Annotated in this window: 22 protein-coding genes and 1 pseudogene; 11 read left to right on the forward strand and 12 right to left on the reverse strand. The window is 56.7% G+C overall.

The window, feature by feature from the left end; all coding sequences use genetic code 11:
• Nucleotides 1–200, forward strand: a pseudogene (locus FZF01_RS19570) (L,D-transpeptidase family protein); the annotation flags it as partial.
• A 53-nt stretch (nt 201–253) separates the two neighbouring features.
• On the opposite strand, the gene FZF01_RS09150 reads toward FZF01_RS19570, so the two are convergent.
• Entirely contained in the window at nt 254–565 is a 312-nt protein-coding gene (locus tag FZF01_RS09150) for a Nif3-like dinuclear metal center hexameric protein (RefSeq protein ID WP_150277840.1), read from the reverse strand.
• Nucleotides 566–687: 122 nt separating this feature from the next.
• On the opposite strand from FZF01_RS09150, the gene FZF01_RS09155 reads away from it, so the two are divergent.
• Entirely contained in the window at nt 688–1,230 is a 543-nt protein-coding gene (locus FZF01_RS09155) for a rhodanese-like domain-containing protein (RefSeq protein WP_150277841.1), read from the forward strand.
• Nucleotides 1,231–1,300: 70 nt separating this feature from the next.
• On the opposite strand, the gene FZF01_RS09160 is transcribed toward FZF01_RS09155, so the two are convergent.
• Nucleotides 1,301–1,765 (reverse strand): DsrE family protein, encoded by a 465-nt coding sequence (locus FZF01_RS09160; RefSeq protein WP_150277842.1) that lies wholly within the window; start codon nt 1,763–1,765, stop codon nt 1,301–1,303.
• Nucleotides 1,766–1,782: 17 nt separating this feature from the next.
• On the reverse strand, nt 1,783–1,980 hold the full coding sequence (locus FZF01_RS09165; RefSeq protein ID WP_150277843.1) for a YgaP family membrane protein: 198 nt from the start codon (nt 1,978–1,980) through the stop codon (nt 1,783–1,785).
• Between the two features lie 128 nt (nt 1,981–2,108).
• Here FZF01_RS09165 and FZF01_RS09170 point away from each other — a divergent pair, with 128 nt between their 5' ends.
• Complete coding sequence (locus FZF01_RS09170) at nt 2,109–2,717, forward strand: Crp/Fnr family transcriptional regulator (RefSeq protein WP_150277844.1); 609 nt, start codon at nt 2,109–2,111, stop codon at nt 2,715–2,717.
• 35 nt (nt 2,718–2,752) lie between these two features.
• Here the strand turns inward: FZF01_RS09170 and FZF01_RS09175 are convergent, their stop codons facing one another.
• The gene (locus FZF01_RS09175) at nt 2,753–3,613 is read right to left on the reverse strand and encodes a LysR family transcriptional regulator (protein ID WP_150277845.1); all 861 of its coding nucleotides are present in this window, start codon (nt 3,611–3,613) and stop codon (nt 2,753–2,755) included.
• Between the two features lie 106 nt (nt 3,614–3,719).
• Between FZF01_RS09175 and FZF01_RS09180 the strand changes: the two genes are divergently transcribed.
• The 6 genes from FZF01_RS09180 to arcC all read left to right on the forward strand — a co-directional run bounded on the left by FZF01_RS09180 (nt 3,720) and on the right by arcC (nt 12,355).
• Nucleotides 3,720–5,207, forward strand: a complete 1,488-nt coding sequence (locus FZF01_RS09180; protein ID WP_223825453.1) for an NADH-quinone oxidoreductase subunit L — start codon at nt 3,720–3,722, stop codon at nt 5,205–5,207.
• The gene (locus tag FZF01_RS09185; protein WP_223825454.1) at nt 5,204–7,549 is read left to right on the forward strand and encodes a DUF2309 domain-containing protein; all 2,346 of its coding nucleotides are present in this window, start codon (nt 5,204–5,206) and stop codon (nt 7,547–7,549) included. The genes FZF01_RS09180 and FZF01_RS09185 overlap by 4 nt, the downstream gene beginning before the upstream one ends.
• Before the next feature lie 169 nt (nt 7,550–7,718).
• Nucleotides 7,719–9,164 carry a YfcC family protein gene (locus tag FZF01_RS09190; protein WP_150277846.1) on the forward strand — a complete coding sequence of 482 codons (1,446 nt, stop codon included), beginning with the start codon at nt 7,719–7,721 and terminating at the stop codon, nt 9,162–9,164.
• 20 nt (nt 9,165–9,184) lie between these two features.
• On the forward strand, nt 9,185–10,414 hold the full coding sequence (locus FZF01_RS09195) for an arginine deiminase (protein WP_150277847.1): 1,230 nt from the start codon (nt 9,185–9,187) through the stop codon (nt 10,412–10,414).
• 18 nt (nt 10,415–10,432) lie between these two features.
• A complete protein-coding gene (gene argF / locus FZF01_RS09200) occupies nt 10,433–11,434 on the forward strand; it encodes an ornithine carbamoyltransferase (protein WP_150277848.1) in 1,002 nt (333 codons plus the stop codon).
• Nucleotides 11,435–11,449: 15 nt separating this feature from the next.
• Complete coding sequence (gene arcC, locus FZF01_RS09205; protein ID WP_150277849.1) at nt 11,450–12,355, forward strand: carbamate kinase; 906 nt, start codon at nt 11,450–11,452, stop codon at nt 12,353–12,355.
• Nucleotides 12,356–12,376: 21 nt separating this feature from the next.
• Here the strand turns inward: arcC and FZF01_RS09210 are convergent, their stop codons facing one another.
• Nucleotides 12,377–13,465: an ATP-binding protein gene (locus FZF01_RS09210; RefSeq protein WP_150277850.1), complete on the reverse strand. Its 1,089-nt coding sequence runs from the start codon at nt 13,463–13,465 to the stop codon at nt 12,377–12,379.
• Entirely contained in the window at nt 13,462–15,729 is a 2,268-nt protein-coding gene (locus tag FZF01_RS09215) for an ATPase, T2SS/T4P/T4SS family (protein ID WP_150277851.1), read from the reverse strand. Before FZF01_RS09215 ends, FZF01_RS09210 begins: the two co-directional genes overlap by 4 nt.
• A gap of 307 nt (nt 15,730–16,036) precedes the next feature.
• On the opposite strand from FZF01_RS09215, the gene FZF01_RS09220 reads away from it, so the two are divergent.
• On the forward strand, nt 16,037–16,261 hold the full coding sequence (locus tag FZF01_RS09220; protein WP_150277852.1) for a hypothetical protein: 225 nt from the start codon (nt 16,037–16,039) through the stop codon (nt 16,259–16,261).
• 102 nt (nt 16,262–16,363) lie between these two features.
• Here FZF01_RS09220 and FZF01_RS09225 read toward each other — a convergent pair whose 3' ends face one another.
• From FZF01_RS09225 to FZF01_RS09235, 3 genes are read right to left on the reverse strand one after another with little or no spacing between them, the layout of a single operon-like run.
• Nucleotides 16,364–17,023, reverse strand: coding sequence for an NADPH-dependent FMN reductase (locus FZF01_RS09225; protein WP_150277853.1), 660 nt, complete (start codon nt 17,021–17,023; stop codon nt 16,364–16,366).
• A gap of 3 nt (nt 17,024–17,026) precedes the next feature.
• Nucleotides 17,027–18,106: a DUF2235 domain-containing protein gene (locus FZF01_RS09230; protein ID WP_150277854.1), complete on the reverse strand. Its 1,080-nt coding sequence runs from the start codon at nt 18,104–18,106 to the stop codon at nt 17,027–17,029.
• A 48-nt stretch (nt 18,107–18,154) separates the two neighbouring features.
• Nucleotides 18,155–19,477, reverse strand: coding sequence for a diguanylate cyclase domain-containing protein (locus FZF01_RS09235; protein ID WP_150277855.1), 1,323 nt, complete (start codon nt 19,475–19,477; stop codon nt 18,155–18,157).
• 236 nt (nt 19,478–19,713) lie between these two features.
• Between FZF01_RS09235 and hemN the strand changes: the two genes are divergently transcribed.
• The gene (hemN, locus tag FZF01_RS09240; RefSeq protein WP_150277856.1) at nt 19,714–21,102 is read left to right on the forward strand and encodes an oxygen-independent coproporphyrinogen III oxidase; all 1,389 of its coding nucleotides are present in this window, start codon (nt 19,714–19,716) and stop codon (nt 21,100–21,102) included.
• A 9-nt stretch (nt 21,103–21,111) separates the two neighbouring features.
• Here hemN and FZF01_RS09245 read toward each other — a convergent pair whose 3' ends face one another.
• The 3 genes from FZF01_RS09245 to FZF01_RS09255 form a co-directional block, all read right to left on the reverse strand.
• The gene (locus FZF01_RS09245; RefSeq protein ID WP_150277857.1) at nt 21,112–22,491 is read right to left on the reverse strand and encodes a C13 family peptidase; all 1,380 of its coding nucleotides are present in this window, start codon (nt 22,489–22,491) and stop codon (nt 21,112–21,114) included.
• 63 nt (nt 22,492–22,554) lie between these two features.
• Complete coding sequence (locus FZF01_RS09250; RefSeq protein ID WP_150277858.1) at nt 22,555–24,114, reverse strand: BCCT family transporter; 1,560 nt, start codon at nt 24,112–24,114, stop codon at nt 22,555–22,557.
• Between the two features lie 205 nt (nt 24,115–24,319).
• Nucleotides 24,320–25,642, reverse strand: a complete 1,323-nt coding sequence (locus FZF01_RS09255) for a DUF2314 domain-containing protein (RefSeq protein ID WP_150277859.1) — start codon at nt 25,640–25,642, stop codon at nt 24,320–24,322.
• Nucleotides 25,643–25,660 lie beyond the last annotated feature (18 nt).

Genomic DNA, 25,660 nt, shown 5'->3' on the forward strand with positions numbered 1-25,660 from the left:
ATCAGACTGCAGCCTACAAGCGGGGCGTCGACCCGGGCGGTATGATCATGATCCACGGTACACCCATAGACGAAGAATACCCCGAGTGGTATTTCGAGGGCCTCGACTGGACCAACGGCTGCATAGCACTCACAAACGCGGAAATGCGTGAAATTTGGGACCTGGTACCCGACGGTACCTTGGTCGAAATCAGACCTTGAATCTGCAATCCGTGAGCGCCCTCCGCGAACCTCAGACTCTCCTAGCCGGCAATCTAGAACTCTGCCAACAACCAGCAATCAAATGCCGGCTCCTCGTAGGGATGTGCCTGTCGCAGCGCGGCTATAGCCGTTTGAATTGACTTATCCGCGCAGACCATCTCGACCCTGAACTCTTCTACTCTCTCAAGCGCACCAGACTCGCCAATAAACGGCTGGCTACCCGGCATCGGACGAAATTGCCCCGTACCCCCGGTCTGCCAGCAGCAATGCTCGTAATTTCCGATATGTCCTGCCCCTGCCCCGAATACCGCCAGCTTCACGGCTTCGAGATGTGACTCCGGCACGTAAAAACACAGTTTGTACATTTTGCTTACCTTTTGCTGTGATCGAAGCCATCAAAACACCTCAACCGCTTGCTCCAGATCAAATAGAAACACGCTCAGGTTGCTATGGTTCAAACATACGCAAAGCGAAACCGGAGATCATTATGAAAAATCTATTGTTGAGTCTTATTGTCACATTACTCTCTACAACGATTTCAGCCGCACAGACCGAAGCCCTGACACCCGAACAGACCTGGCAGGTTACGAAAGAAAAGGCAGACCAGATCCTCTTCGTGGATGTGCGAGACCCAGTGGAGATCATGTTTGTCGGCTTTACTGATGCAGTGGATATCAACGTGCCCTTCAAACTCGCCGACCGATACGAGTTTCTGGAGGACAAGAAGCACTTTGCCATGAAAGCAAATCCTGATTTTGTATCCGGCATCGAGAGGGCGCTGGCTCATAAAGGGCTGGATAAGAGCGCGCTGATTATCACCATGTGCCGGTCCGGCTCAGATCGCGGCAAACCCAGCGCAGAATTTCTTCTGGAACAGGGCTTCACCAACGTCAAGTATGTGGAGAACGGTTTCCAGGGCGACAAGGCAGCTGAGGGTGCTCAGCAGGGAATGCGGGTAGTCAATGGCTGGATGAATTCAGGCCTGCCATGGTCTACCGACATCAACCCAACAAAAATTCATCGTCCTTGATCACACCATTAAGTGCGCAAAGATGCGGGAGGGCACACTGGGGCGCGACCTCCCGACAACGATTTAAGTATCAGAAACTGAAAATACGAAATGCGGGATCCAGCATCTGCGCGGCCATCTCAGGGGGAGTGGCAACGCTGACACCCTCAAGGAGATCCGCCTGGCTGTGTGTACTATTGGGCAGGTACAGCGCACATACCTTGACCGTAGCACCCTCCTTGATCAGCCGTCGCAGCATCTGCCCCGGGGTCAGATCCTTTGGTTTCAGGGCAACACCCTGGTATGACTTGAGGGCCAGATCTCCGGCCTGATCGCACAAAAGGACGTGCACCTCTGCGCCCTGGTCTGACATTGTATTACCCAACACCATGGCCATGCCCTGAGTCTGGACGGAACTGTCGGACAGAATCACCAGGGCCTTGGCGCTTGGCGCCTGAGAATCAGCGGTCTTCTGGTGATTATCAGCAAGGGCTGGCAGGACAAACGTGGCTGCAGCCAGGGCGGCCAACAGCAAACCTGTGTTTAATCTGATCATGATAAGAGCTCCCTTGATTAACGAACGGATCTGGCCTTGCAGGTTTTGATACCCAAGAGTGAATAAGCCGGGCAAAGGCCGATAAAAGCAGTGACCAGCGGTATGAGGCCAATCCAGCCCCAGGCCGTCTGCGGGCCTAAAAAAACCAGTGCTATAAGTACCAGTCCGACGATGGCCCGGATGACTCTGTCTGCTGTTCCCATGTTGACTGTCATTACGGTGTCTCCCTTCTCTATACGATGTGCGAGGTTGTATTGTGCGAGCATGCGTCAGGAAACACGGTGACTAAGTCACATACCAGGGCTGCGGATTTGACCAATAACCAGACGGGCAGAAGTCGACCATGAAGCACCCCATTCTTGAGACCTTGCCTCCCTTGCTCAGGCAAGAAGCGGAAAAAACACTGCGGACAATGCCACTTCCTGTCGGCCAGGTCCTTTTCAGTCCGGGCGATCCCTGTGGCGGCCTGCCATTGGTACTGGGTGGCTCGGTGAAAGTGCAGATGACCGCGGTATCAGGCAACCGCATTGTTCTGTACCGGATGGGCGCCAACGATATATGTACTCTATCGATTGGCTGCCTCATGTCCGGACGCGGACATCGCGCCGAAGCGGTAGTGGAAGAAAGCGGCGAAGCAATCATGCTGCCCCGAGGCCTGTTTGACCGAATGATGGCCGCCTCTGCCGCATTCCGGGCCGGAATCATGACCTCTTACGGCCTACGTCTGGACGACCTGATGCTGCTGGTAGAAGAGGTGGCTTTCCGGCGGATGGATGAACGCCTCGAACAATGGCTCGCCACCAGGGCCAACCAGGGTGAAATCCATGCCACGCATCAGGACATTGCCGAAGAGCTGGGAACCGCCCGTGAAGTGGTAAGTCGCCTGCTAAAAGAACTTGAAAGACAGGGACGCGTAGTGCTCGCACGCGGTCGAATCAGTGGTATCAAATGAAGCCTGATGGCGACTATTGAATACCTGCATGTGGATCAGTGATATCGGCTTAACAGTACATCCAGTAACTCCGGCTGAAAAACCCGCTCAACGGTGACGGCGTAGAATCGCTCGTCCACTCCGCTCAACGCCTCCCGCTCGACCAGAACGCCATTCGCCAGTTCGTCCCTCACCACGACCCTGGGAAGCAGACCAAAAGCCTGGCTGTCCCTGGCCATCAATCGCAACATCGCCATGTCATCCACCTCTGCCTTGATCGTCGGCTGGAACCCCTGACGCAGACAGAAGGCGTCGAATTCACCCCGTATCCCGTGCTTGCGGCTGGGCAAGACCCAAGGGTGCTGTTTGAGGCTGGCGGCTGCCAGAGCCGGAGGACAGACTATGGTGACCGGCTGGCGAGACAAAAGATGAATCTGCCATACCTGGTTATCGCTAACCTCAATGTGCGCGTTGGTCAGAACCACGTCCAGTTGGTGCCGGGTCAGGTCACTCAACAGTTTGGCCTGGTTGTCCGATATCAGCGCAATGCTGGCCTCGGAATCGTACATCGCAGGACCGATGAACTCCTCGATGAAGTTCCGTGACATGTGACTGGTAGTGCCAATGCGCAAACGTTTGTTCGCCAGGCTGACGCCATGGCGCAGCAGGACTTCAAGTTCTTCGCCCCGATGAAAGATGTCCTCGGCAAAACGCATCGCCTGCTGACCAGCCTCGGTAAGTACCAGTTTACGACCACTTCGGAGGAAAAGCTGGCAGTCGAGACTCTCCTCCAGGCTACGAATCTGAGTGGAGAGGGCCGACTGGGAGACATGCAGCTGCTCGGCTGAACGGGTGAGATTACCGGACGTTGCAACGTGCCAGAAGTAGTAGAGGTGACGGTAGTTGAGCCTGCTCATGAGCGTTCCAGCGTTCTTTTAAATAGAACGTTACCATCCCTATTATGAATTTCACAGAATGAATTGATCAATCGATACTCCGTTCAGACCACCGGAGGATGATCGTATGGAATCTACAATCGTTGTTACCGCCCTAGTGCCGCTCGTCTATGTAGTTGCCATGCTGAGGTTCTGGCGCAGCACCAGCGCGCTGGCGGCTTTTGTGCTGGCAGTAGCAGTGACAATACTCGCCGCCTTCAATCTGCTGACACTCACGCTGTCATCCGTGCAGGAGATCATGTTGCTACTGGTCACCGGGCTGGGCTGGATCGTGTCCAGGTTCAGCGAACAGTATCTGGCCGGCGACCCAGGCCAGCCGCGCTTCTACTGTTGGCTCAATGCGCTGCTGGCCAGCGTTCTCGTTGTGGTGGTGGCAGATAACCTGCTTTTGCTCTGGACCGCCTGGGTAGCTATCAGCCTGAGTCTGCATCAGCTGCTTGTGTTCTATCCGGAGCGTGCGCGGGCTGCACTGGCCGCGCACAAGAAATTTGTCTTCGCACGGCTCGCCGATCTCGCCCTGCTTGTTGCCATCGGCCTGATCTACTGGCAGCACCAGACACTCTCGATCACTGCACTGGACGGAATCTGGCGGGAGCTGGATACGTTACCCCTGTCGATGCAGTTTGCAGCCGTCCTGGTGGTAATCACAGCGTTACTCAAATGCGCTCAGTTACCCTTTCATGGCTGGCTTATTCAGGTTGTGGAAGCGCCCACCCCGGTATCTGCACTGCTACATGCAGGCGTCGTCAATCTGGGCGGGTTTCTGCTGCTCCGCCTGGCCGGGCTCCTGGAACTGGCTGCGGTCGCCACGGGCGTACTTTTGATAGTTGCCGGCGCCAGCCTGGTGCTTGCGGGTCTGGTTGCCGTCACACGCATCAGTATCAAGGTCGCACTGGCCTGGTCGACAGTGGCTCAAATGGCGCTGATGCTGCTCCAGATTGGACTGGGTCTCTACGCGCTAGCCATTCTGCATCTGGTGGCCCATTCCTGCTACAAGGCCTATTCCTTCCTGAATTCCGGCAGCCAGGTACAGCATTCAGTGATGGCGCGGGTGGCGCCCGGCGGCGGTCTGAAGCTGCGCACCGCCATGCTGGGCAGCCTCATCGCCATGACTGCCTACCTGACTCTCACCCAGTGGTTTTCCCTGCCAGTCAGCGCAGCCGAATGGCTTCTCCTGGCGCTTTACAGTATTGGTTTTGGCTGTCTGTGGCGTCGCCGCGGCTGGCTACTGTCACTGGGCATGATCGTTGCCCTGGTGGCCTTGCACCTTGTATTCAAAGCCGGCGCACAAATGCATCTGGAACCTGCGGCAAGCCCTGCAGGTGACTGGGCACTGATCTGGACTGCAACCGTTATTGCCGCCCTGGGTGCCGGCGGATGGCTGGTGATGTTCGGTCGCAACACCACCCTGCATCAGGACCTGTATCGCAGCCTCTACGCCGGACTCTACCTAGATGAGTGGGCCACCCGCCTGACACTGAGACTCTGGCCCGCACGGCTGCCGGAACCCTCACCGATGCTAAACCCCGTACTCGCAAAGGAGACACGTCCATGACCATGGCAGCGGAAAAAAAAGCTTCTTCATCTCAGGTACTGGATGCCGTGAGCAACGCCTGCAAACGCATCGCACCCAACTGGCCCCTGGATCAATTGATTGCGGTCAATCCCTGGTGGGCAATGCGGGATAAGCCGATGGAAGTCGTCGCCGGCGAGCTGTCATGGCTGGCAGGTGTACGCTGTTTCCTCGACCCCGAAGCATACCGGGCCCAGAGCATTCCCCAGGATGTCATAGCCAGGGTGCTGGCCGAACAGGGCATGCCGATGCCAGTTGCCCACTTTGTTGCAGCGAATCCGGTACGGCCTGCCACCTGGCAAAATCTCGATCAACTGTTCGATGATCACCGTGACCTGTCTCGGCAGATAAGCTGGCGCGAGGAAATACAGCATCAACTCAGCCAGTTCGCCGGGCGATATTTCGTCGATCAACAGTCTGGGTTCTACCAGGCCTGGCTATCTCAGACCCGCAGGGATCACGGCCTTTCGATTCTGATGGGCGAGCCCAACCTGGTCCGGCGATTTGACGCCTTACCTGACACGGCGCAGGAGCTACTGAGCGTAGCCATGGATGAACTCATGGTGCCAGCGGAGCGGCAGACCGACTACGCCCACGCGCTGCTTCTGAGCCTCAATGGCTGGGCCAGCACCGCGGCCTACCGCAGCTGGCAGGCCGGAATGCACGGCGCACTGGACCACACCCTGCTGGAACTGCTCGCCGCCCGCCTGGCCTGGGAACTTGTTTTGTGGCGTCAGCCTGGGCAATGGGCGGGCTCGGTCACCGGCGCATGGACTCGCCAACTGGCACAAGCCGACCGCCAGCGCGCAGCGCATCTCGCCCACGCCAGACACCTGCACTGCTGGCAGTTGGCAAGCGAGCGCGTTTATCAGAGCGGGCTGCAAGCCCAGTTGACAAAGCCGCGGGGGACCGCCAATGCGCCTTCAGCGCCGGCCGACGCGCCGTCGCTGCAGGCTGTGTTCTGTATCGACACTCGCTCGGAAATCATGCGGCGGGCGCTTGAGGCCCAGCACCCGACAATCGAGACGCGTGGCTTTGCCGGATTTTTCGGCTTGCCCATCGCCTATCACAGCGGCGCCTATCACCGGCCGCAACTTCCGGGTCTGCTGGCCCCACAGCTGCAGGTAATAGATGATATCCAGCGTTATCAGGAGCCGACACCCACCAGCCTCTACAGCCGTTGGCTGGCCATGGGCAAATCACCCAACGGCGGGTTCAGCCTGGTCGAATCATCGGGCATGGGCTACAGCCTTGGCTTGCTCCGTAACACCTTTGGCTGGCGCTCATCGGCCAACGCAGTCAAACCTGCCACCCGGTTGCATCTGCATCGCGACGGCCAACCCTTGTCTACCGCTGCGCAAGCTGATCTGGCTTTGGGGATACTCAAGGCCATGGGCCTGGATAAAAGGGTGGCCAATCGCGTGTTACTGGTTGGACATGGCAGTGACTGCCAGAACAACCCCCACGCCTCGGCTCTGGATTGTGGCGCCTGCGGCGGGCAAACCGGCGAGGTAAACGTGCGTCTGCTTGCGCAGTTGTTAAACGACACCTCCATTCGCCAGGCCCTGGCCGACAGGGGATTGGAACTCCCGGTAAACAGCCGTTTTTTTCCAGCGCTGCATAACACCACAACCGATAAGATTCAGATACTGGCCGGCCAGCCCGATCAGCAGATCATGCTGTGGTTGCAGGCGGCCAGAACACAATGCGCGACAGAACGGTCCAGGTACCTGGACACTGGTGGCGCGCCGGTTGTTGAGGCTCTGGCAAAGCGAGCCAGGGACTGGTCCCAGGTACGCCCTGAGTGGGGTCTGGCCAACAATGCCTGCTTTATCATTGCACCCAGGGAGAGGACCCGGCACCTGGACCTTGCCGGGCGCAGCTTCCTGCATGATTATCAGTGGCGTGACGACCCTGATAACGCCCTGCTCACGCAGATACTCACGGCGCCCATGCTTGTAACCAATTGGATCAACATGCAATACAACGCATCGGTAACCGAGCCCTTTCTGTACGGGGCCGGGAACAAGACGCTGCATAACATAGTGGGTGGCAGTCTGGGAGTATTCGAGGGCAACGGCGGGGACCTGCGCATCGGACTGCCCCTGCAGTCCGTGCACAACGGCACGACCTGGATGCATCAGCCGTTGCGGCTGAGTGTGTATGTCAATGCCCCTCGCGCAGCCATCGCCAGGATCGTTGCAGCCCATGATGAAGTGCGCTGGCTGGTGGATAACCAGTGGCTATACCTGTTTCAGTTGACCGATGCGGGCGCTTGCCGGTTCTTCGAGGATCGGTGGGCCGAGCCTGATCAGGCCCAGTAAGGCTGCTACCCACAACCTGCCCGTCAGCATACCCGGCGGGCAGGACGTCAACACTGGGTTACAAAGACGTGAAACATGCAATCAGGTTGATCCTGGTCATGTCAGGTTCACAAAATGAGGCCTACTCTGAGTCTGGATGATTATTCCTTCACCCAGCAAGGAGAAGCTCATGACCGAGGAAAAGCAGCCCCCACCAAACCCTGAAGGCGACCTGGCATCACGGTTCCCTACAGCCTATACCATTCTTTTTCTTCTGATCATTCTGGTCGCGGCGCTCACATGGATCATACCCGCGGGGCAGTATGAGCGATCCATGAATGAGGAAGTCGGGCGCGAAGTTGCGGTGCCAGGCACCTACCAGACCGTCGATCCCAGCCCCCAGGGCTTTGTCGACATCATGCTGGCCCCCACGGCCGGGTTCTACGACCCCGACAGTTATGCAGCCAACGCCATAGATGTGGCGCTCTTCGTTCTGTTCCTGGGCGGATTTCTGGGCGTAATGAACGCCACTGGCGCAATTGATACCGGCATACGCAGTGCCATGCACCATCTGGAGGGCCGGGAGATATGGATGATCCCGATCCTCATGACGCTATTCGCGCTGGGGGGGACGACCTACGGCATGGCGGAGGAGACGCTCGCGTTCTACGCCATCCTGATCCCCGTCATCATTTCAGCCGGTTATGACGCCGTCACCGGTGTCGCAGTCATTCTGGTGGGTGCCGGCATTGGTGTACTAGGCTCCACCATAAATCCTTTTGCCACCGTTATCGCATCCAACGCCGCCAACATTCCTTTCACCGACGGCATCATGCTGCGCTTTGTGCTGCTGGTTGGCGGTCTGATCATTTGTGCGGCCTACGTCATGCGCTATGCCAAGCGGGTCAAGGCCGACCCGTCCCGGTCGGTGGTCGCCAAACAGAGAGATGCGCACCGCAAGCTGTTTCTGCAAGGCCATGACGAGCTGGACAACTTCGAGCTAAGCGCCATTCAGAAAATCGCCCTGATTATCTTCGCTCTGACCTTTGTGGTCATGATCTGGGGCGTCTCGTCCCAGGGCTGGTGGATGGCTCAGATGGGCGCTCTTTTTCTGGGGTCGGCCATCGTGATTGGCCTGATTTCGCGACTAGGAGAGAAAAAACTCACCGGCAGCTTTGTCGACGGCGCCCGTGATCTGCTTGGGGTTGCGCTGGTAGTGGGTCTTGCCCGGGGCATCGTCGTCATCATGGAACAAGGCATGATTGCTGACACTATCCTGCACAGCGCCGAAAACAGCCTGGGCGGATTACCCGAGTTGGCCTTTATCAATTTGATGTTCTGGATAGAGGTGGGCATGAGCTTCTTCGTCCCCTCCTCCTCAGGTCTCGCTGTTCTGTCAATGCCAATCCTCGCGCCACTGGCGGATTTTGCCAACGTGGGCCGTGATCTTGTAGTGACCGCTTACCAGTCAGCCAACGGCCTGGTTAATCTGATAAACCCGACCTTCGCGGTGGTCGTGGGTGGTCTGGCTATTGGCCGGGTGTCCTATGATCGCTGGCTGGTGTTTATCTGGCCTCTGCTGCTGATTCTGACTGTGTTCATCACTGTAGTGATCAGTGTTGGCGCGTTCCTTTGATAACCCGAACCGGAGGCAACATGACAGATCATAGCCTGGGCGTACATTCTGAAACCGGCATCCTGCGGCAGGTCATCGTTTGCCGGCCGGGGCTCGCCCACCGGCGACTGACGCCCTCGAACTGTGATGCGCTACTGTTTGATGACGTTTTCTGGGTCAAACAGGCGCAGAAAGACCATGATATTTTCGCCGATGTCATGCGTGCACGTGGCATAGAGGTGCTGGACGTCAACGACCTGCTGGCAGAAACCCTGGATATCCCCCTGGCCCGCGCCTGGATTCTGGACCACCGTATTACCTGGGATCATATCGGCGTCGGCATGGTTTCCGACCTGCGCGCCTGGATGGACGAGCTCCCCGGCCGAACCCTGGCGGAATTTCTGATCGGCGGGCTGGAGGTGGGCGATCTGCCCTTCGACCCCTCCGGTTTGTTCGGCAACCATCTGGGGCCATACGGATTCGTACTGCCGCCGCTACCCAACTTTCTGTTCACGCGCGATAACAGCGCTTGGATCTACGGGGGCGTAACACTCAATCCCATGTACTGGGCTGCGCGCAAACCGGAAACCCTGCTGATGAGCGCCATCTATCAGTTCCATCCAGCCTTCGCCGGCAAGGTCAAGGTTCACTGGGGCGATCCGCTCAAGGACCACGCCCTGGCCACGCTGGAAGGCGGAGACATCATGCCGGTGGGTAATGGCGCCGTACTGGTGGGAATGGGCGAGCGCTCCTCGCCACAGGCAATCGGTCAACTGGCCAAGGCCCTTTTTGACAATGGCACAGCCGACCGGGTGATCGCCTGTCAGATTCCCAAGACCCGCTCAGCCATGCACCTGGACACGGTGTTTACTTTCTGTGGCGGCAATGTGGTGACCACCTTCAAGGAAGTTGCCGACCAGATGGTCTGTTATGACCTGCGGCCCGGCCAAGGGGACAAGCATCTGTCATTCCGGCAGGACAGCCGCCCGTTATTCGATGTGGTGGCCGATGTGATGGGCTACAGCTCGCTGGAAGTCATCGCCACTGGTGGCGACACCCCTGCCGAGCGGGAACGGGAGCAGTGGAATGATGGCAACAACGTGCTTGCCCTGAGTCCGGGAGTCGTTATTGGCTACGATCGCAACGACGACACCAATGCCGCCCTCGAAGCGGCAGGCATAGAAGTGCTTGCCATACCCGGTGCCGAGCTGGGTCGGGGCAGGGGCGGCGGGCGCTGCATGAGTTGCCCGACCATACGAGACGCAGTCTGACAAGTCAGGAGCAAGGCAATGGCATTCAATCTCAAGAACCGGCATTTTCTGACCCTGCGGGACTTTACCCCGCGGGAAATCGGGTTTCTGCTCAAGCTGTCCGCAGACCTCAAAACCGCCAAGTACTCGGGCACCGAAGTACCGCAGTTACGCGGCAAGGACATCGCCCTGATCTTCGAAAAAAACTCAACCCGAACGCGGGTGGGTTTTGAAGTCGCCGCCTTTGATCAGGGTGCCAGGGTGACGTACCTGGGCCCGACTGGCACGCATATCGGCCACAAGGAATCCGTAAAGGACACCGCCCGGGTGCTGGGCCGCGTATACGACGCCATTGAATACCGCGGTTTCGGCCAGGCAGTCGTGGAAGAGCTGGCACAGTACGCCGGAGTGCCGGTCTATAACGGTCTGACCAACGAATTCCACCCCACGCAGATACTGGCCGACTTTCTGACCATGCAGGAGAACGTGGACAAACCCCTGCGCGAGGTAGCCTTTGTGTTTATAGGTGATGCCGCCAACAATATGGGCGACAGTCTGCTCATCGGTGGTGCCAAGATGGGGATGGATGTGCGCCTTTGCGCTCCCGAAGCCTGTTGGCCTGCCGAGGCCATTCAGAAGGAAGCGCAGACGATCGCCGAAACCACCGGCGCACGAATCATGATTACCGACGATATCGATGCCGCCGTGAAGGACGTGGACTTCGTCTATACCGACGTATGGGTCTCCATGGGCGAGGCCAAGGAAAAATGGGCCGAGCGCATCAAGCTGCTGCAGCCCTATCAGGTCAACGCAGCGTTGATGGCAAAGACCGGCAACCCCAGGGCCAGATTCATGCATTGCCTGCCGGCCTTCCACAACACGGAAACCACCCTGGGCAAGGAGATACAGGCAGAGTTCGGCATTGATGCCATGGAAGTGACTGACGAGGTTTTCGAAAGCCCCGCATCCATCGTGTTCGATCAGGCGGAAAACCGCATGCATACGATCAAGGCGGTACTCGTCGCCACCCTCGGATCATGACAAGGGAGTGATGACATGCTCGTAGTCGCAGCCCTCGGAGGCAACGCACTGCTACGCCGCGGCGAACCGCTCACCGCGCAGGCGCAGCGTGCCAATGTAAAAATTGCCGCTCAGTCACTGGCTGGTATCATCCGTGCCGGCCACCGGCTGGTGGTTACCCACGGCAACGGTCCCCAGGTCGGCCTGCTGGCCCTGCAGGGCGCAGCCTACAAGCCAGACGAAGCCTATCCCCTTGACGTTCTGGGCGCAGAAACAGAAGGCATGATCGGTTATATCATCGAGCAGGAACTGGAGAACGCACTGGATCATGACCGACCGGTAGCCACCCTGCTGACCCAGATACTGGTCGACAAGAACGATCCCGCTTTCCAGAAACCCACCAAATTCGTCGGTCCGGTTTACGAGCGGGAAGAAGCCGAAACCAAGGCCCGTGCTGCAGGCTGGCATATAGCCCAGGACGGTGATAAATGGCGGCGGGTGGTTCCCTCTCCCAAACCCTTGGAAATACCCGACATGCGGGTGCTTAAGCTGTTACTGGATCAGAATGTAGTCATTATCTGCGCTGGGGGCGGCGGCATCCCCGTTCTGCGCCGGGACGACGGCAGCATGATCGGGGTGGAAGCCGTCATCGACAAGGACGCCGCCACCGCGCTGCTGGCCCGACAGTTGGGAGCTGACGCCCTGCTGCTGCTTACCGACGTGGATGCAATATACCGGGATTTCGGCAAGGATAGCGCCAGCCCGATTTCGGCTTTGACGGTGTCCCAGGCCCGCGAACTCGATCTGCCAGCCGGCTCGATGGGCCCCAAGCTGGAGGCTGCAGCCGAGTTTGCCGAGCATGGAGGCATTAGCGGTATCGGTCGGCTGGAAGATGCTCTAGCGATCCTGGAACGCAAGGCAGGTACCTGTATAAGCGGCTGATCAGCAGACAGAATCCAGTCCTCAGAGAAGGTGGCGTTGGGCATAGAGCGCTTTCCAGTGATCACCCCTGCGTTCGGCTATTTCCGTATCGAAATAGTGCCTGAGCCGCCGGCGATCCTCGGGCTTGTCTTTCAGAGCGGACCCGAGAAGGAAATGCACCAGGCTTTCAACCGTCATACGCCCGTCGGCGTAGTAAAAGGCGTGAACGCTCATGGCGTGGGCCACAGCTACTGCCTCGGCGGTAGACATTGCCGAGCCCGCCAAACGGTCAGTACTGCGCCCGGCGATCGACTGACCGTTGCGCAGCTCATGGAAAACCGTGACCAGCACTTCCAGCACCATGGGATCGGGCTTGAAGGTAATACCTGCCTTGGCATTAAGCTTTTCTGTCTGTCGAACCACCACGTCGATTTCATCGCCGAGTCGCGCAATCGGCTTGACCTGCTCGAAATTCATGCGACGTTTCAGAGCCGCGCTCATGCGGTTGACACCCTCATCCACACTGTTGGATGTCGCGATGATATTGAAACCCTCGCTGGCATAGATCACGCCATCATCCCCAGCCAACTCGGGAATGCTGATTACCCGATCCGACAGAATGGAGAGCACCGAATCCTGCAACGTCTGAGGGCAACGCGCAATTTCCTCGAAACGCAGGAATTTGCCATCACGCATGGCCCGTAGCAGCGGGCTGGGAACCAGTGCCTCGACACAGGGCCCATGCTGGCGCAACAAGGCTTCATTCCAGGTATAGAGCAACTGGTTGACGCTGTTGACTGCCCCCCCTTGAATCATCAGGGACGAGTCGCCCGAGGCGGCAGCGGCAATCAACTCCGAGAGCAGCGACTTGGCGGTGCCTGGCTCGCCCACCAGCAGGGCGCCACGGTTGGTGCACAACGCTATCACCACGCGCGTAACCACCTCGGGCTCACACACAAATTTGCGCTCAATACCCAGCTTCTTGTCACCCTCGACGAACTTGCCCACCGCAACCGGAGACATGCGCCAACCTGGAGGAACCGGGTGCTCGTCAAGCTGCTTGAGGCGCTCCAGCTCTTCTTGATATTCAGCCTCGGCCGGCAGACGTTGCTTGTTTTCATACTTGCTCATTGGGCTTCTCTCCGGCCACCGCGCGACTCAGGAGCCATGCGCTCCTCAGGCAGAATTCGTGGCAGTTCCGACATGGGTATGGTGCCGGCGATAACATGATCAAGGGCGCTATCACGCATGGTGCTCAAGCCTGCATCCAGCGCCAGCCAACGCATTTCACCAATGGGCGGCTGACGGGATATTGCGTTGCGAATGTCCTGGTTCACGTGCAGATACTCCACAACCGCCACCCTGCCCCGTGTACCTTTACCGTTACAGGCTGGGCAACCGGTTCCGGCATAGCAGCGAAAGCCGGCAGGTGCACCTTCGGGGAACAACTCCGCCATGATGACCGGGTCTGGCTTCGCCTCTGTACGACACTCCTTGCAGATTCTCTTGGCGAGGCGTTGGGCAATAACCGCAAGCAGCTCACTGGCAATCGAATTGGGGTGCACACCCAGGTCATAAAGCCGCTGAAGGGAGTCCACCGCGTCGTTACAGTGCAGCGTGGACAGCACCACGTGACCGGTTTGTGACGCCCGCATAGCCTCCAGCGCCGTTTCCTGGTCACGGATCTCGCCTACCAGGATCACGTCCGGGTCCTGGCGGACGAAGGCACGCATGGCATTGGCAAAGCTGAACCCTATGTCAGGCCGCACCCGCGTCTGTTGAATGTTGTCGATGGAATACTCGATCGGATCCTCCACCGTGATGACCTTGCGCTGACCATCATCGGCTAGTTCCTGCAGACCCGCATACAGCGTGGTGGACTTGCCTGAGCCAGTCGGTCCTACCACCAGAACCAGACCGGCGGGGTTATTCAGCAACCGGCGATAATGGCCGGAAATCTTGCGCGACATTCCCAGCTCCTGCATGGTCATCGCACGGCCGGTCTGACGTAGCAGACGAATCACCACATGCTCGCCATGCAGTGAAGGTTGGGTCTGCACCCGCAAATCATAGGACGCGTCGCCAAAGCGCAACATGGAGCGTCCGCCCTGAGGCAGGCGGCGCTCGGCGATATTCAGCTCCGCCCGCAGCTTGATCACATTGACAATTCCCAGCAGTTCACCGGGGGTCAATCGATAATGGTTGAGGTCATGCAGTTCGCCGTCAATACGCAGGCGTATACGAATGCGATCATCATAGCGCTCCAGGTGAATATCGCTTGCCTGGTTGGTCACACCCTCAAGCAGAATTCCCTCATAGATTGAAACAAGATAGGGGCTGATACGGTTATGTGCGTCTTCTTCACGCCCCTCTTCCTCCTCCGCTTCGTCAACTTCGGCAAGGTGGGTACGCCCCAGCATGTCGCCGCGCAGGGTGATAGCCAGATGAGACCAGAGGCGTTGGAAATCGGTTGGTGTTACCAACAGCAATCGGGTGGTATGCCCTTCTGTGAGCCTTTCGATCGCATCCAGGCGTGCATCCGGGTCGTCACTGGCAACCACCAGCTCGTTGCCTTCCATGTAGGCGGGAATCAAGCGGTGCTTGTCCAGAAAAGTCCGCGAGAAACCCGCAAAAAGCCGCACGTCCAGGCTGGGCAGCAACTTCTCCAGTTCGATAAAGGATACGTTGCGCTTTTGCGCCGCAAGTCGACGATAAAGCTCGGCATCCTCATAATTAACCAGCCTGTGCAAAATCCGCATCAGGGGCTTGCCACTGGCAAGTGCTTCCTCTCGGGCTTTGGATACGGTCTGTTCGTCGGCGACACCCAGGTCTATCAGAACGTCGGCCGTAGAGCGTCTGAAATCGACCCAGCCCAGCGTGCCGGCTCGCTCGAGCTGTTCTTCCCGGCGACGATATTGCACCAGCGAGGGCGACCGGCCCTCTTCAGGCTCAAGGTTGATTAACACTCCACCTTCCTTGAGCAGGCCCAAAAGCGCCTCGGGATGCTTGAGAAATGTGCCACTGAGTATGAAGTCGCAGGGGGCGTCCAAGTGAAAGCCCGATTGCACATCCGCAATACTGATCTCTACGTTCTTGATGTGGAACTTGGCCAGATTGGTAGCTGCAATATCGGCAATCGCTGCCTCCTTTTCCACTACATGGACCCTGGAAAACAGATGCGACAAGGCGGCCGGTACATAACCAGACCCCGCACCCACGTACAAAACGCTCTGGTTCCTGCCCATGGGAGGCAGCGCAGTCAGGATCTGCTGCAAGGCAGAACGAGTAGGAATGCTGTGACCAGACATATGCTGGGCCAGATCCGAAGAAGCAATGAAAGCTTCCCGGGGAACCGCCCGCAGGACAACCTGGATCTTGGGATTATGTGTACTCACGGTTTTCTCCGCTATACGTCGCCGGATATCAACCAGCGAACAAGAAGGCTCATAATCCCAAGATAACCGGTAATTACGGCCTTAAATACGACGTAAGTCATGTTTTAACCAATCTGCCAGCCAGAACTACCAGAACAGAGTGACTCCTCGGACAGAATCGGTTTTAGCGCTTGGGACCTCTGTCCATCCCGTCCGGAAATAACCCTTGGTCCTTTCAGATTAAAGCGCATACTGCGGCACCTGAGCACATAGCGGAGTCGATACTCTGCAAAGGAAGCTGTGATATCAGGATGATCCCGAGGTTCATATGGAAAACACCCAAACTAATGGCAGCAGCGTCGCAATCGTGGCAATTATTGTAGTCGGACTGCTCATTGTTGGGGCCGGCGTACTATTTTACACCGGCGCATTCGATAGCAGTGGCGGCACAACGAGCACCACCGTTATTGAGGCCCCTGCCGAACAGGACAAAGGGTTGAGCCTCAAGTTTGAAGATAAAGACGGCGTAAAGACCGAAATCTCGACTAACTGATTGCGTTAGCAGATGGAGGTCAATAACAGGACTTCCACAAAGAAAAGCCTCTAGTCTTCGCAGACTGGAGGCTTTTCTGATTTCCGCCTGCCGCCCATAAGCCTAGGGCGCATTCCTCTGAGATGGCGAACGCTTGAAGTCACCAATTTCCTGGTGGGGATCAACCCTTGAGCGATGCTCGCTGGTTGCCTGGGCCCACCATATCAGCTGATTGAAAGTACGGCCCAGATAGTCAAACCAGCCGTCCATTTTCACCTCTTGCTGGGGGCCACCGTCCTCGGTAAATACTTCTTGTGCCCGAGGCACGTGGATCATCGCAGACACCGGCAAACAGCCAAGCTCTGCCAGAAAGGTACGCATCGCTATCGCCGCGCGCATCCCGCCCCACTGGCCGGCGGAATAGGTCACGATTGCACTTGGTTTATAGGCAAACAATGAGCTACCGAAATGGTTGAGCAAGTGCGCCAATGCCGGGCTGAGCGAGTGGTTATATTCCGGACTGATCATGATGTAGCCGTCAGCGGACTCGATTTTATCCGCCAGCGCATCAAGACCCTCCGGAGCCCTGCTTTTCGGATAGGCAAAGTGCGGTTTGAAGACGTGATCAAGCGGATAATCAAGGGCATCCACCAGCTCGAACTGATGACCCTCGTACCGGGTTTTCAGAAACTGCAGACATGCTAACGCCACACGATGCCCGAGTCGCGGGGGCTTTGGCGGGGTGCTGTCTCTTACCGTGCCAAGAAAGACCAGGAATTTCATTTTTCAGCTCTCTGTATTGGGCCCTATAACCAACGGCTCAGGGGGCGATTGGCCCGCATCGGTCAGCGTTGGTGGCCGATAGTTGAGACCGGCATCTTGCCATCGCTGCCAAACGCTCTCATCGATGGAAATATTCACTGCTGGGCGCCCTTTTTTATCCTCGGCATATCTGCGGCTGAAGCGAGCCTCTTCTTCGCCACGTCTGATTTTCTGGAACCAGGCGTAGCCGCCTTTGAGAAACTCCTGGAATGAATCCCTCGGCTCGGTTTTCCAGGCATCCTCTGCAGCAGTAAAGCGGTCAAGCTTTAATCCGGCCTTCTCCGCTTTGCCAAGCATCCACTGCAGTGAAATATCAGCGAGCCGATCATCCGAGCCGTATCCACCGCCAACGTTGGCGTGGGCGCCAATGAACCAGCGTTGCTCTACCTCAAGATTGCGGGGCTTTTGCTTACCGTCATCACTGGTCCACAATGGCACATCATAGGTAGCTCGATGCTCATCCAGGGCCACCGCGTGGTAGGCACGATCCACGATGCTGGAAAGCTCGGTATCGTGCCAGGCGAATTTCCCATGTTCGGAAATAAGCGTGCCGGGCACTCCGAGCGCACCAACCGTATCCCACACCCCGATAAAATGAATTCTGGGCGAGCGGCTGTAGGTTTCCCGAAACGCCCTGCACTCCTCGGAATCCGGTGCCAGGCTGTCGTTGCGGTAAATCTTCTCTGCCTTTTTCAACAGGCACGGGGTCACGATATGCAGCAACCCGCACTTGCGGATCAATCCGACCAGGCTTCTGGCTGTGTAGGCACCACGGCTGAAGCCGAATATCCAGATTTCCTCTCCTTCGCTGTAGCGTTTTGCCAGCCACTCGTAGCCTTCCAGCAGATTCCTGCTCAGACCATAGCCAAACACGCCACCACTAAAACGCTCAAAGCTCGAGGTACCCACACCCGGATCGTAGAAAAAACGTTGCCTGATCGTGCCATCGTAGTCTTGGATACGCCGCGTGAGTCGGTACACATTGGTCTGATCTTCCGGATCATTCCAGGTACCGTCAAAGAGTAGAATCAGTCTTTGTGTCATGGTTTCCTTCCCATTCAGTTGGCCAACAAACAAAGCAGGCAAACATTTTCACACCGGTGCTGGCTGGTAAAAACAGAGTTGATTCGCACCTGCCCTCTTGGCTTTATACATCGCCTTGTCGGCCGTTTCCAATAGCGTGGCAGGGGTCGCCGCATCCTGAGGAAAAACGGTAATCCCTATGCTGACGGATATCCGGATGTTTTCTTCATCCAGGCAGAAGGGTTTGGCCAGCTGCTCAATGATATTCTGAGCTACGGTGACAACGTCGTCCTGTTCACTGGCACCTACCAGCAGCACGGTAAACTCATCGCCCCCCAAACGGGCCACCGTATCTTCCTCACGAACACACTCGTTCAGACGCCTGGCCACCGCCACCAGGAGCCGATCCCCCATATCGTGACCAAGGGAGTCGTTCACATCCTTGAAACCGTCCAGGTCCAGGAAAAGCAATGCGAAATCGGCGTTACTGCGTCTCGAGTGCTTGATCGCCTGCTCCAGGCGGTCCAGAAACAAGCGTCTGTTGGGCAGTCCGGTCAACAGGTCATGGTGTGCGCTGTGCCATATTTTTTCTTCGGCAAGGGTCTGGGCTGTAATATCCCGAGAAATGCATACCGTGGCCTCTGTCTTCCCATGTTCGTCCAGCACTGGTGCCAGAAGGTATTCAAATTTCTCACCATGCCCAGAGGCAAAGGTATGAACAAACTTGCCACGATGGGTGGACTGCTCGGCAATGACTTTCTCCAGATTGCGCTGAAAATCCATAGCAAATGGAAAACCCAGATCGAAGGTAGAGTTGCCAATGATTTCCTCGAGCCTGAGCGCAAAGAGATCTGCAGTCGCCTTGTTGGCATAGACAAACCGACCTTCCAGATCCAGCACATAAATAGGGTCCGGTGAGGCTAGCAATATGGCACCAAACAGACGGGTTTCCATCTCCTTGACCGTTGCATACTGTTCCAGCGATTCAGCCACAGCCTGATCGATCGCTTCGTGAAAACGAGTCAGATCTTCAATGTGCTGGCCAGTCTTGGCTCGGTACGCCTTGGTCCAGTGCGAGACCACACTCGCTCGCAAGGCACGGAATTCAGACACCGTCTCGATAACGCTGAAACCACTGCTCTGCCGGTCCTCGCCATGGATCTCGGCCCAGGACTCCCTGTCTCTGAATTCATGGCCCTTTGATTTGGCTACCTGTTCAGTCTCGCTTTGCACCGACTCAAGATCATCCGCGATCTCCAGCAGCATATTCCTGGCATGATCACGCAATCCGACCTGGTCCATATCTTCAGCATGCAAAAGCGTTTTTGCAAATGCTTCCCAGTCCTGAAGAATGGGCTCTATTTCGGTCCGGATAAAATCAGCTAATCGCATGGTTTGCCTGCAAGGTTGAGGCTTATCGAAAGGGGAACAGCAGCATTTCAGATCTCACTCAATGTCCTATAAGGCCCCGGCGCTCTGCACACTGAAAAGTCTGGCGAACAGGCACGGTTGCAGACAGGTCAATCAGATCATTCGCCCGCTTTGCCAAAGTCTGTTGTACAGATGTAGAGTTCGCACACTGACGCTAGGGTAACCGTGTCACAATCAGCAAAAGATACGGAGTAGGTATGAACCAGCCATTGAGCTTCAATCGGGATCTGATCGAGAAATATGATCGTCCGGGCCCTCGATATACGTCTTACCCCACGGCACCGCAGTTTCATAAAGCCTTCGCCGTGGACGACTATCAGGCGGCGGCGAAGGCCAGCAACAACGATGTGACGCCCAAACCGTTATCGGTTTATATCCACATCCCGTTCTGCAAAAGTCTTTGCTATTACTGCGCCTGTAACAAGATCATCACCCACAAGACCGAGCGTGCAGTAGAGTATCTGGCCTACCTCAAACGAGAGATAACCCAACAGGCAAGCCTCTTTGACTCGTCACGCCGGCTGACCCAGCTACACCTCGGCGGCGGGACACCTACCTATTTCACCAGCGAGCAGTTGGCTGACCTCATGCAGACGCTGCGCGACACCTTCAATATGGACAACAGCGACGCCCATGAGTTCTCCCTTGAGGTGGACCCCCGCACGGTAGCGCCAGCTCAGATTCATACGCTGCGAGAGCTCGGGTTCAACCGGCTCAGCTTCGGTGTTCAGGATTTCGACGAGGCCGTGCAGGCAGCTGTTAACCGCATCCAGAGCGAGCAACAAACCCGTGACCTGGTCATGGCTGCCCGTGATGCTGGCTTCAAATCAATCAGTGTCGACCTGATTTACGGCTTACCCCTGCAAACTGTCGCCAGTTTTGATGTTACGTTAGCCAAAATCATCGAACTGCGCCCTGATCGTATAGCGGCTTACAGCTATGCTCACCTGCCGGAACAGGTCAAGGCGCAGGGATTGATTCGCATGGAAGACATGCCGCCGCCGGAACGCAAGCTCGAACTTCTGGAGCTCACCATCCAGCGCCTCACCGAAGCCGGCTACGTGTACATCGGAATGGATCACTTTGCCCTCCCGGAAGACGAGCTCAGCCGTGCCCAGGCCAATGGCACCCTCCAGCGTAACTTCCAGGGTTACTCCACCCATGCCGACTGCGACCTGATCGGTATCGGCGTGTCATCAATCGGCAAGGTGGGCGACAGCTACAGCCAGAACGTAAAAGAGCTGTCACGCTACTACGCGCGCATGGATAGCGACATGCTGCCGGTACAGCGCGGCTACCACCTAAGCGAAGACGACAAGCTGCGTCGAGATGTGATCACCGACCTGATGTGCCATGGGCGCGTGGATTACAGCAAGTTCGAACAGCGTTATCAGATCAAATTCACCGAGTACTTTGCCGATGCACTGGCATTACTGGCAGAGCACGAAAGTGATGGCTTGGTGGAGCGCCACAAAGACGCCCTCGTATTGTTGCCCCAGGGCCACCTGTTGATGCGCAGCGTAGCGATGACCTTTGATGCCTATCTTGGCGAGGAACAGAAAGGCCGCTTCTCACGCACGGTGTAATTGGAACTGTTATGGCCGGTGGTGGCCAGGTGTTCGTAGCCCCCACCAGGCCCGCAGATCCTCACCAAGCCAGAACTGGGGATAGGACCAGCTGTCTTCATCCATGCCGATTTCTTCTTCCCACTCCCGCACCTGTTCGTTGATCTGCTCAAACATCGCATCAGGGTCATCGAACGACAGGCCAACACTTTGATACACGGCCTTGGTGAACCAGGTCATTTCCGAGTCGTCGCCGCAGCCGAATGAGGTACGGTCCGAGCGAGCGGAGGTCAGGATCAACGTGTGCGCGTCTTTGAGTGGGTCGATCCACTGGCCGGAATAACACGCTGAAACCACCAGCACCTTGCGACGAACGTTCAGCCTATTCAGCATTTCGGCAAAATCCTGTGGCGACAGACCGGGCAGATCAATGCCCGGTTGGCGCAACAGCAGCTGGCCGTCTTTACCACCGTGACTGACCAGATGCACAACCAGCACGTCTTCCTCCGGATTCAGCCGTTCATCCAGCGCCTGGAGTGCGGTGGCAATCGAAGGCCGGGTAGCAAGGGGGTAGGTCGCATAATCTCGGTGATTGAGCAGCATGATGGCGCGGTTGGTGACATCAAACTGCTCCTGCAGCCCTGCTCTGGCCACCTGAATATCTCGCATGAAAACCGATTCGGTCCCGTCACCACCAACCGCCAGAAAATAGGCATCTGATACACCAGGCGTTTCGGCAGCCAGGCTGTCGATCTGCTCATCCAGTCGCTGACGGTCCTCAGCCAGAATAGTCTCAGTCAGCGGCGCGGGTGAATCCGCTGGAGCGCTTTCATCGGCGTCGACAAGCTCACCGTACTCCCAGACCCCGGACAAAGCTCCAGAACCCTCCGGGGTATCCGGATAAGAGTAGGTTCCCTCACCGTGGTAATACCAGTCACGAAACTCACCCTCGTAAATGCCATAGTCGGTAATGTGTTTGCCCTCTACAGGCATGCCATCGGCAAACGCTGCCTCATACACGCTGCCATTGACTTCATAACGCCCGCGACCATTGAAGTTGTCGTCTGCAAATGCACCTTCGTAGCGGCTTTGTTTGTCTTCCCAAACGCCCTGGCCCGCCATCAGACCCTGACGAAACTCACCCTCGTAACGCCAGCCAGCCGGCGACTCAAGCTCCCCCTGGCCATGCCAGTACCCTTCACGAAACTGCCCCTGGTAAAGCAGGCCACTGGCAAACTCCTGCGCACCCTGGCCATGAAAAAGCCCTTCCTGAAGAGCGCCGGTATAGGTGCTGCCATCCGGCAAACGGGCATCGGGTGGCAACAACGGTGGCGGGTCGCACGCTGTAAGCAACACGACAGCAATCAGTGACAAGGTGGCACGCACAACGCGCGAAAGAACAAGTGGCATAATATTTCGCCGTGGCAGAGGAATGTGTGTGGGCAAGTCGAAAATTGCTTGCCCCCAAGAAGACTAAACCAGTCCCTGCTCGCGGGCCATCGCCATCGCCGCCTGAGGCCCCGTCCAAAGCGAAGGTAGAATAATAAGCGAGACGGGTATGGCAGTAAGCACAATAAACTGCTGCAGGACCCCAATCTGACCCGCTCCCATGTACAGAAGAATGGCCGCCATCAGAGCCATGGCCCCACCCCAGAATACACGCAGCCACGGACTTGGCTCGTCGTGCCCGGCGCCAACCATGGCAATTGAATAACTCATCGAATCACCGGTGGTGGCCACAAAAATGGTCGTCAGCAGCAAGATTGCCGCTGCCATCCAGGTGCCTCCTGGAAGAGCCTGCGCCACAGTCAGGGTCGCCACGTCAAAACGGAAATTATTCAACGCCTCGGTAAGATCGAAGGTGCCTGCAAGCTGATGGTAAATACCCGAGCCACCTAGCAGGGTAAACCAGATAGTGGTGGCGATCGGTGCAAGAATAGCCACCGCTAAGATCATCTCCCGCACAGTGCGGCCGCGTGAGATTCGCGCCACAAATACCGCCATCAACGGGGTATAACCAATAAACCAGGCAAAGAAAAACACCGTCCACCACTTCATCCACCAGGCAGGTGCTGTCTCGGCCGTCATGGTCGCCATGGCAAAAAATGACGTCACGTATTCACCCATCGACTGGGTGTAGCTGTTAACCAGAAACAGGGTCGGACCAAAGATGAAAATTACCGCTGCTATGGCCAGCGCCAGTAGTACATTAAAACGGCTGAGCAGCTGAATACCCTTGTGCAGGCCGGTCATTGCCGAGGTCATGTACACCGCAGCAAGAATGACCAACACCGTCAATTGGGTACCGAACCCGTCATGAAAGCCGAAGAGCTCGTGTAAACCAAAGCTCATTTGTGTGGCCAGAAACCCGATCGGGCCAACTGTTCCGGCCACCACGGCAATCACACAAAAAGCGTCGATCACACCCCCAACCCGCCCCTGGATCATCTTTTCACCAAAAACCGGATACAGCAGCGTTCTTGGTTGCAGAGGTTTGCCCTGATCGTAATGAGCACGAGTCAATACCAGGGCTGTAAGTGAGCCGAGCACAGCCCAGGCCAGAAACCCCCAATGTGTAAACGACTGGGCCAGAGCTGGCCCGACGGCAGCAGACGTACCCGCCTGCGTACCAAACGCCGGCGGCGTAACCACAAAATGATAAACCGGCTCTCCGGCAGCGAAAAACACACCACCGCCGGCCAGCAAGGTACACATGATCATCGACAGCCAACGGAAACGGCCTATCTCTGGTCGATCCAGCCCACCTATGCGCGCCCGCCCAGCGCCGCTGAGAGCCGTACCCACCGCAATAAAGAATGTCAGTAACAACAGGAGCTGAAAGAAGGAGCCCAGATAGGTCGCCGTCCACGCGAAGCCGCGGCCAATCAAATCGGCCACATATTCACTATTGATAATTGAAGCGCCAACAAACAGCAGAATAAAACCGACGGTGAGTACCAGTACCACCGGGTCGCTGCCACTGCGCAGGACCTCGTATTTAGTCCGCGAAGATGAATCAGATCGAGAAGTCATGGAATCTGCCTTTTGAGAGCAAGCCGGGCAGACATTTGGACCAGCGGAATGCCACGACGATTAACGGGTGAAAGTCAGCTGGTAATCCTACGTCGCATTCTCAAACGTTGAAATTATTCAATGTAATCAAATACGTCAGCGATAGGTGCGTTGTTCCAGCACAACAGCGAACATCCGTTTATGTCGACGCACTGATCCGGTCGGATCAATTCTGATACTTGAGTATGAGTTCGCCCGTTTCGTTACCTTCTGAGGTTCCATCGGCATAGTGGCGAATGAAGTCAAATATGTCCTGCTGCATCACAGTCACTTCAGAGCCGCCCTTCAAATCCGGGATATTCACCGGCTCATTTTTTAATAAACCGGATATGGCATCGTCATCCCAGGACAATACTTCAACCCACATCCACTCTGCTCCACCCTCAGGAATATCGAAGGGAGCTTTTAGCAGAATAAATTCACCCGGGGCCAGCCCGGCGTTAAAGTCCGCTTTCAAGCCGTCCAGCTTCTGGCGTGCTGATTCACTCGCGGCAGTTATCATTGCGTTATGCTGAACGTAAGCGACCTGATCCTCCCATCCGAACAACGAGGAAAGCAGGTTGGTCTGAATCTCGCTTGAATGACGCCCCTCCTGGTCGTGGAACAGCAATTCAACAATATAGTTATAGGGATCACCCTCCTCCCGAACGCCCTTTCCTGTCTGAATCACCACATCACGCTGTGCGTTAATGCCCAGACTGGCCACCAGCTCTTGTTTATACCGGGTATCTGCAAGCTCATTAATACTGATACCCAGGGTCCCATCCTCCTGTGGGAACTGCCCTTCGAGAAACGATTGAGCAACCAGGTTGATCAAATTCCCCATGGACCGATTCAAGGACCAGGAGAAATCGTTGACCACAATGTCTGGCAAACCGAACTTGGCCATCCCCAGTGAAATCGCCCGTACGCCTCCGGCATGTTGATAGGCATGAATAACGGTGTGTTTTTCAAGAATGGGTAAGTCGCCATCCCAGGGGGCGACTCTGTTAGCCTGCCAGCTGTCAGGCGTAAACAGCTCCCGCGTTTCTGAATCCCAGATGACGCCACCAGTAGCCTCGGCGATTTCCAGCAGCGTCAGATTCGCCGCCTTCATGCCGTCTACAGACATAGGCATTGGGTAGGCAATATCAACCACCAGGCCAACCCTGGCATTCTGAATTCGCACTGCCTGTTCCCTATCCAGCCCCCTTCCAAAATAGGCAAGGTAATCCAGATCGGGCACCGGATAAGTGTCCTGCAAGTCTTCAATCAAGCGGTAAGTCACCACCGGCTTTGTCGACGCCGCAGGCAGCTCACCCACGATCTCAAATCTATCGAAGAAAGCTGCCACTACGCCGTCGGCCGGTGCCTTCACCTCCGGGTAAAAGTACAGAATCGACCTGAACCGGATGTCGGGTTCCGACGCCGGCTCAAGCGCAAGCACCAGACCGCTGAAGTTGAGTACACATACAAAAACAATCGTATTTCTGAAGTTGAACAACTTCATGGTGGGTAACGCTCCAGT

The sequence above is a fragment of the Halopseudomonas salina genome (assembly GCF_008641105.1).

What these genes read in the sequence shown, in the direction of transcription:
- FZF01_RS09150 (WP_150277840.1), bottom strand. Translation starts at nt 565, where the DNA reads ATGTACAAACTGTGTTTTTACGTGCCGGAGTCACATCTCGAAGCCGTG.
- FZF01_RS09155 (WP_150277841.1), top strand. Translation starts at nt 688, where the DNA reads ATGAAAAATCTATTGTTGAGTCTTATTGTCACATTACTCTCTACAACG.
- FZF01_RS09160 (WP_150277842.1), bottom strand. Translation starts at nt 1,765, where the DNA reads ATGATCAGATTAAACACAGGTTTGCTGTTGGCCGCCCTGGCTGCAGCC.
- FZF01_RS09165 (WP_150277843.1), bottom strand. Translation starts at nt 1,980, where the DNA reads ATGACAGTCAACATGGGAACAGCAGACAGAGTCATCCGGGCCATCGTC.
- FZF01_RS09170 (WP_150277844.1), top strand. Translation starts at nt 2,109, where the DNA reads ATGAAGCACCCCATTCTTGAGACCTTGCCTCCCTTGCTCAGGCAAGAA.
- FZF01_RS09175 (WP_150277845.1), bottom strand. Translation starts at nt 3,613, where the DNA reads ATGAGCAGGCTCAACTACCGTCACCTCTACTACTTCTGGCACGTTGCA.
- FZF01_RS09180 (WP_223825453.1), top strand. Translation starts at nt 3,720, where the DNA reads ATGGAATCTACAATCGTTGTTACCGCCCTAGTGCCGCTCGTCTATGTA.
- FZF01_RS09185 (WP_223825454.1), top strand. Translation starts at nt 5,204, where the DNA reads ATGACCATGGCAGCGGAAAAAAAAGCTTCTTCATCTCAGGTACTGGAT.
- FZF01_RS09190 (WP_150277846.1), top strand. Translation starts at nt 7,719, where the DNA reads ATGACCGAGGAAAAGCAGCCCCCACCAAACCCTGAAGGCGACCTGGCA.
- FZF01_RS09195 (WP_150277847.1), top strand. Translation starts at nt 9,185, where the DNA reads ATGACAGATCATAGCCTGGGCGTACATTCTGAAACCGGCATCCTGCGG.
- argF (WP_150277848.1), top strand. Translation starts at nt 10,433, where the DNA reads ATGGCATTCAATCTCAAGAACCGGCATTTTCTGACCCTGCGGGACTTT.
- arcC (WP_150277849.1), top strand. Translation starts at nt 11,450, where the DNA reads ATGCTCGTAGTCGCAGCCCTCGGAGGCAACGCACTGCTACGCCGCGGC.
- FZF01_RS09210 (WP_150277850.1), bottom strand. Translation starts at nt 13,465, where the DNA reads ATGAGCAAGTATGAAAACAAGCAACGTCTGCCGGCCGAGGCTGAATAT.
- FZF01_RS09220 (WP_150277852.1), top strand. Translation starts at nt 16,037, where the DNA reads ATGGAAAACACCCAAACTAATGGCAGCAGCGTCGCAATCGTGGCAATT.
- FZF01_RS09225 (WP_150277853.1), bottom strand. Translation starts at nt 17,023, where the DNA reads ATGAAATTCCTGGTCTTTCTTGGCACGGTAAGAGACAGCACCCCGCCA.
- FZF01_RS09230 (WP_150277854.1), bottom strand. Translation starts at nt 18,106, where the DNA reads ATGACACAAAGACTGATTCTACTCTTTGACGGTACCTGGAATGATCCG.
- FZF01_RS09235 (WP_150277855.1), bottom strand. Translation starts at nt 19,477, where the DNA reads ATGCGATTAGCTGATTTTATCCGGACCGAAATAGAGCCCATTCTTCAG.
- hemN (WP_150277856.1), top strand. Translation starts at nt 19,714, where the DNA reads ATGAACCAGCCATTGAGCTTCAATCGGGATCTGATCGAGAAATATGAT.
- FZF01_RS09245 (WP_150277857.1), bottom strand. Translation starts at nt 22,491, where the DNA reads ATGCCACTTGTTCTTTCGCGCGTTGTGCGTGCCACCTTGTCACTGATT.
- FZF01_RS09250 (WP_150277858.1), bottom strand. Translation starts at nt 24,114, where the DNA reads ATGACTTCTCGATCTGATTCATCTTCGCGGACTAAATACGAGGTCCTG.
- FZF01_RS09255 (WP_150277859.1), bottom strand. Translation starts at nt 25,642, where the DNA reads ATGAAGTTGTTCAACTTCAGAAATACGATTGTTTTTGTATGTGTACTC.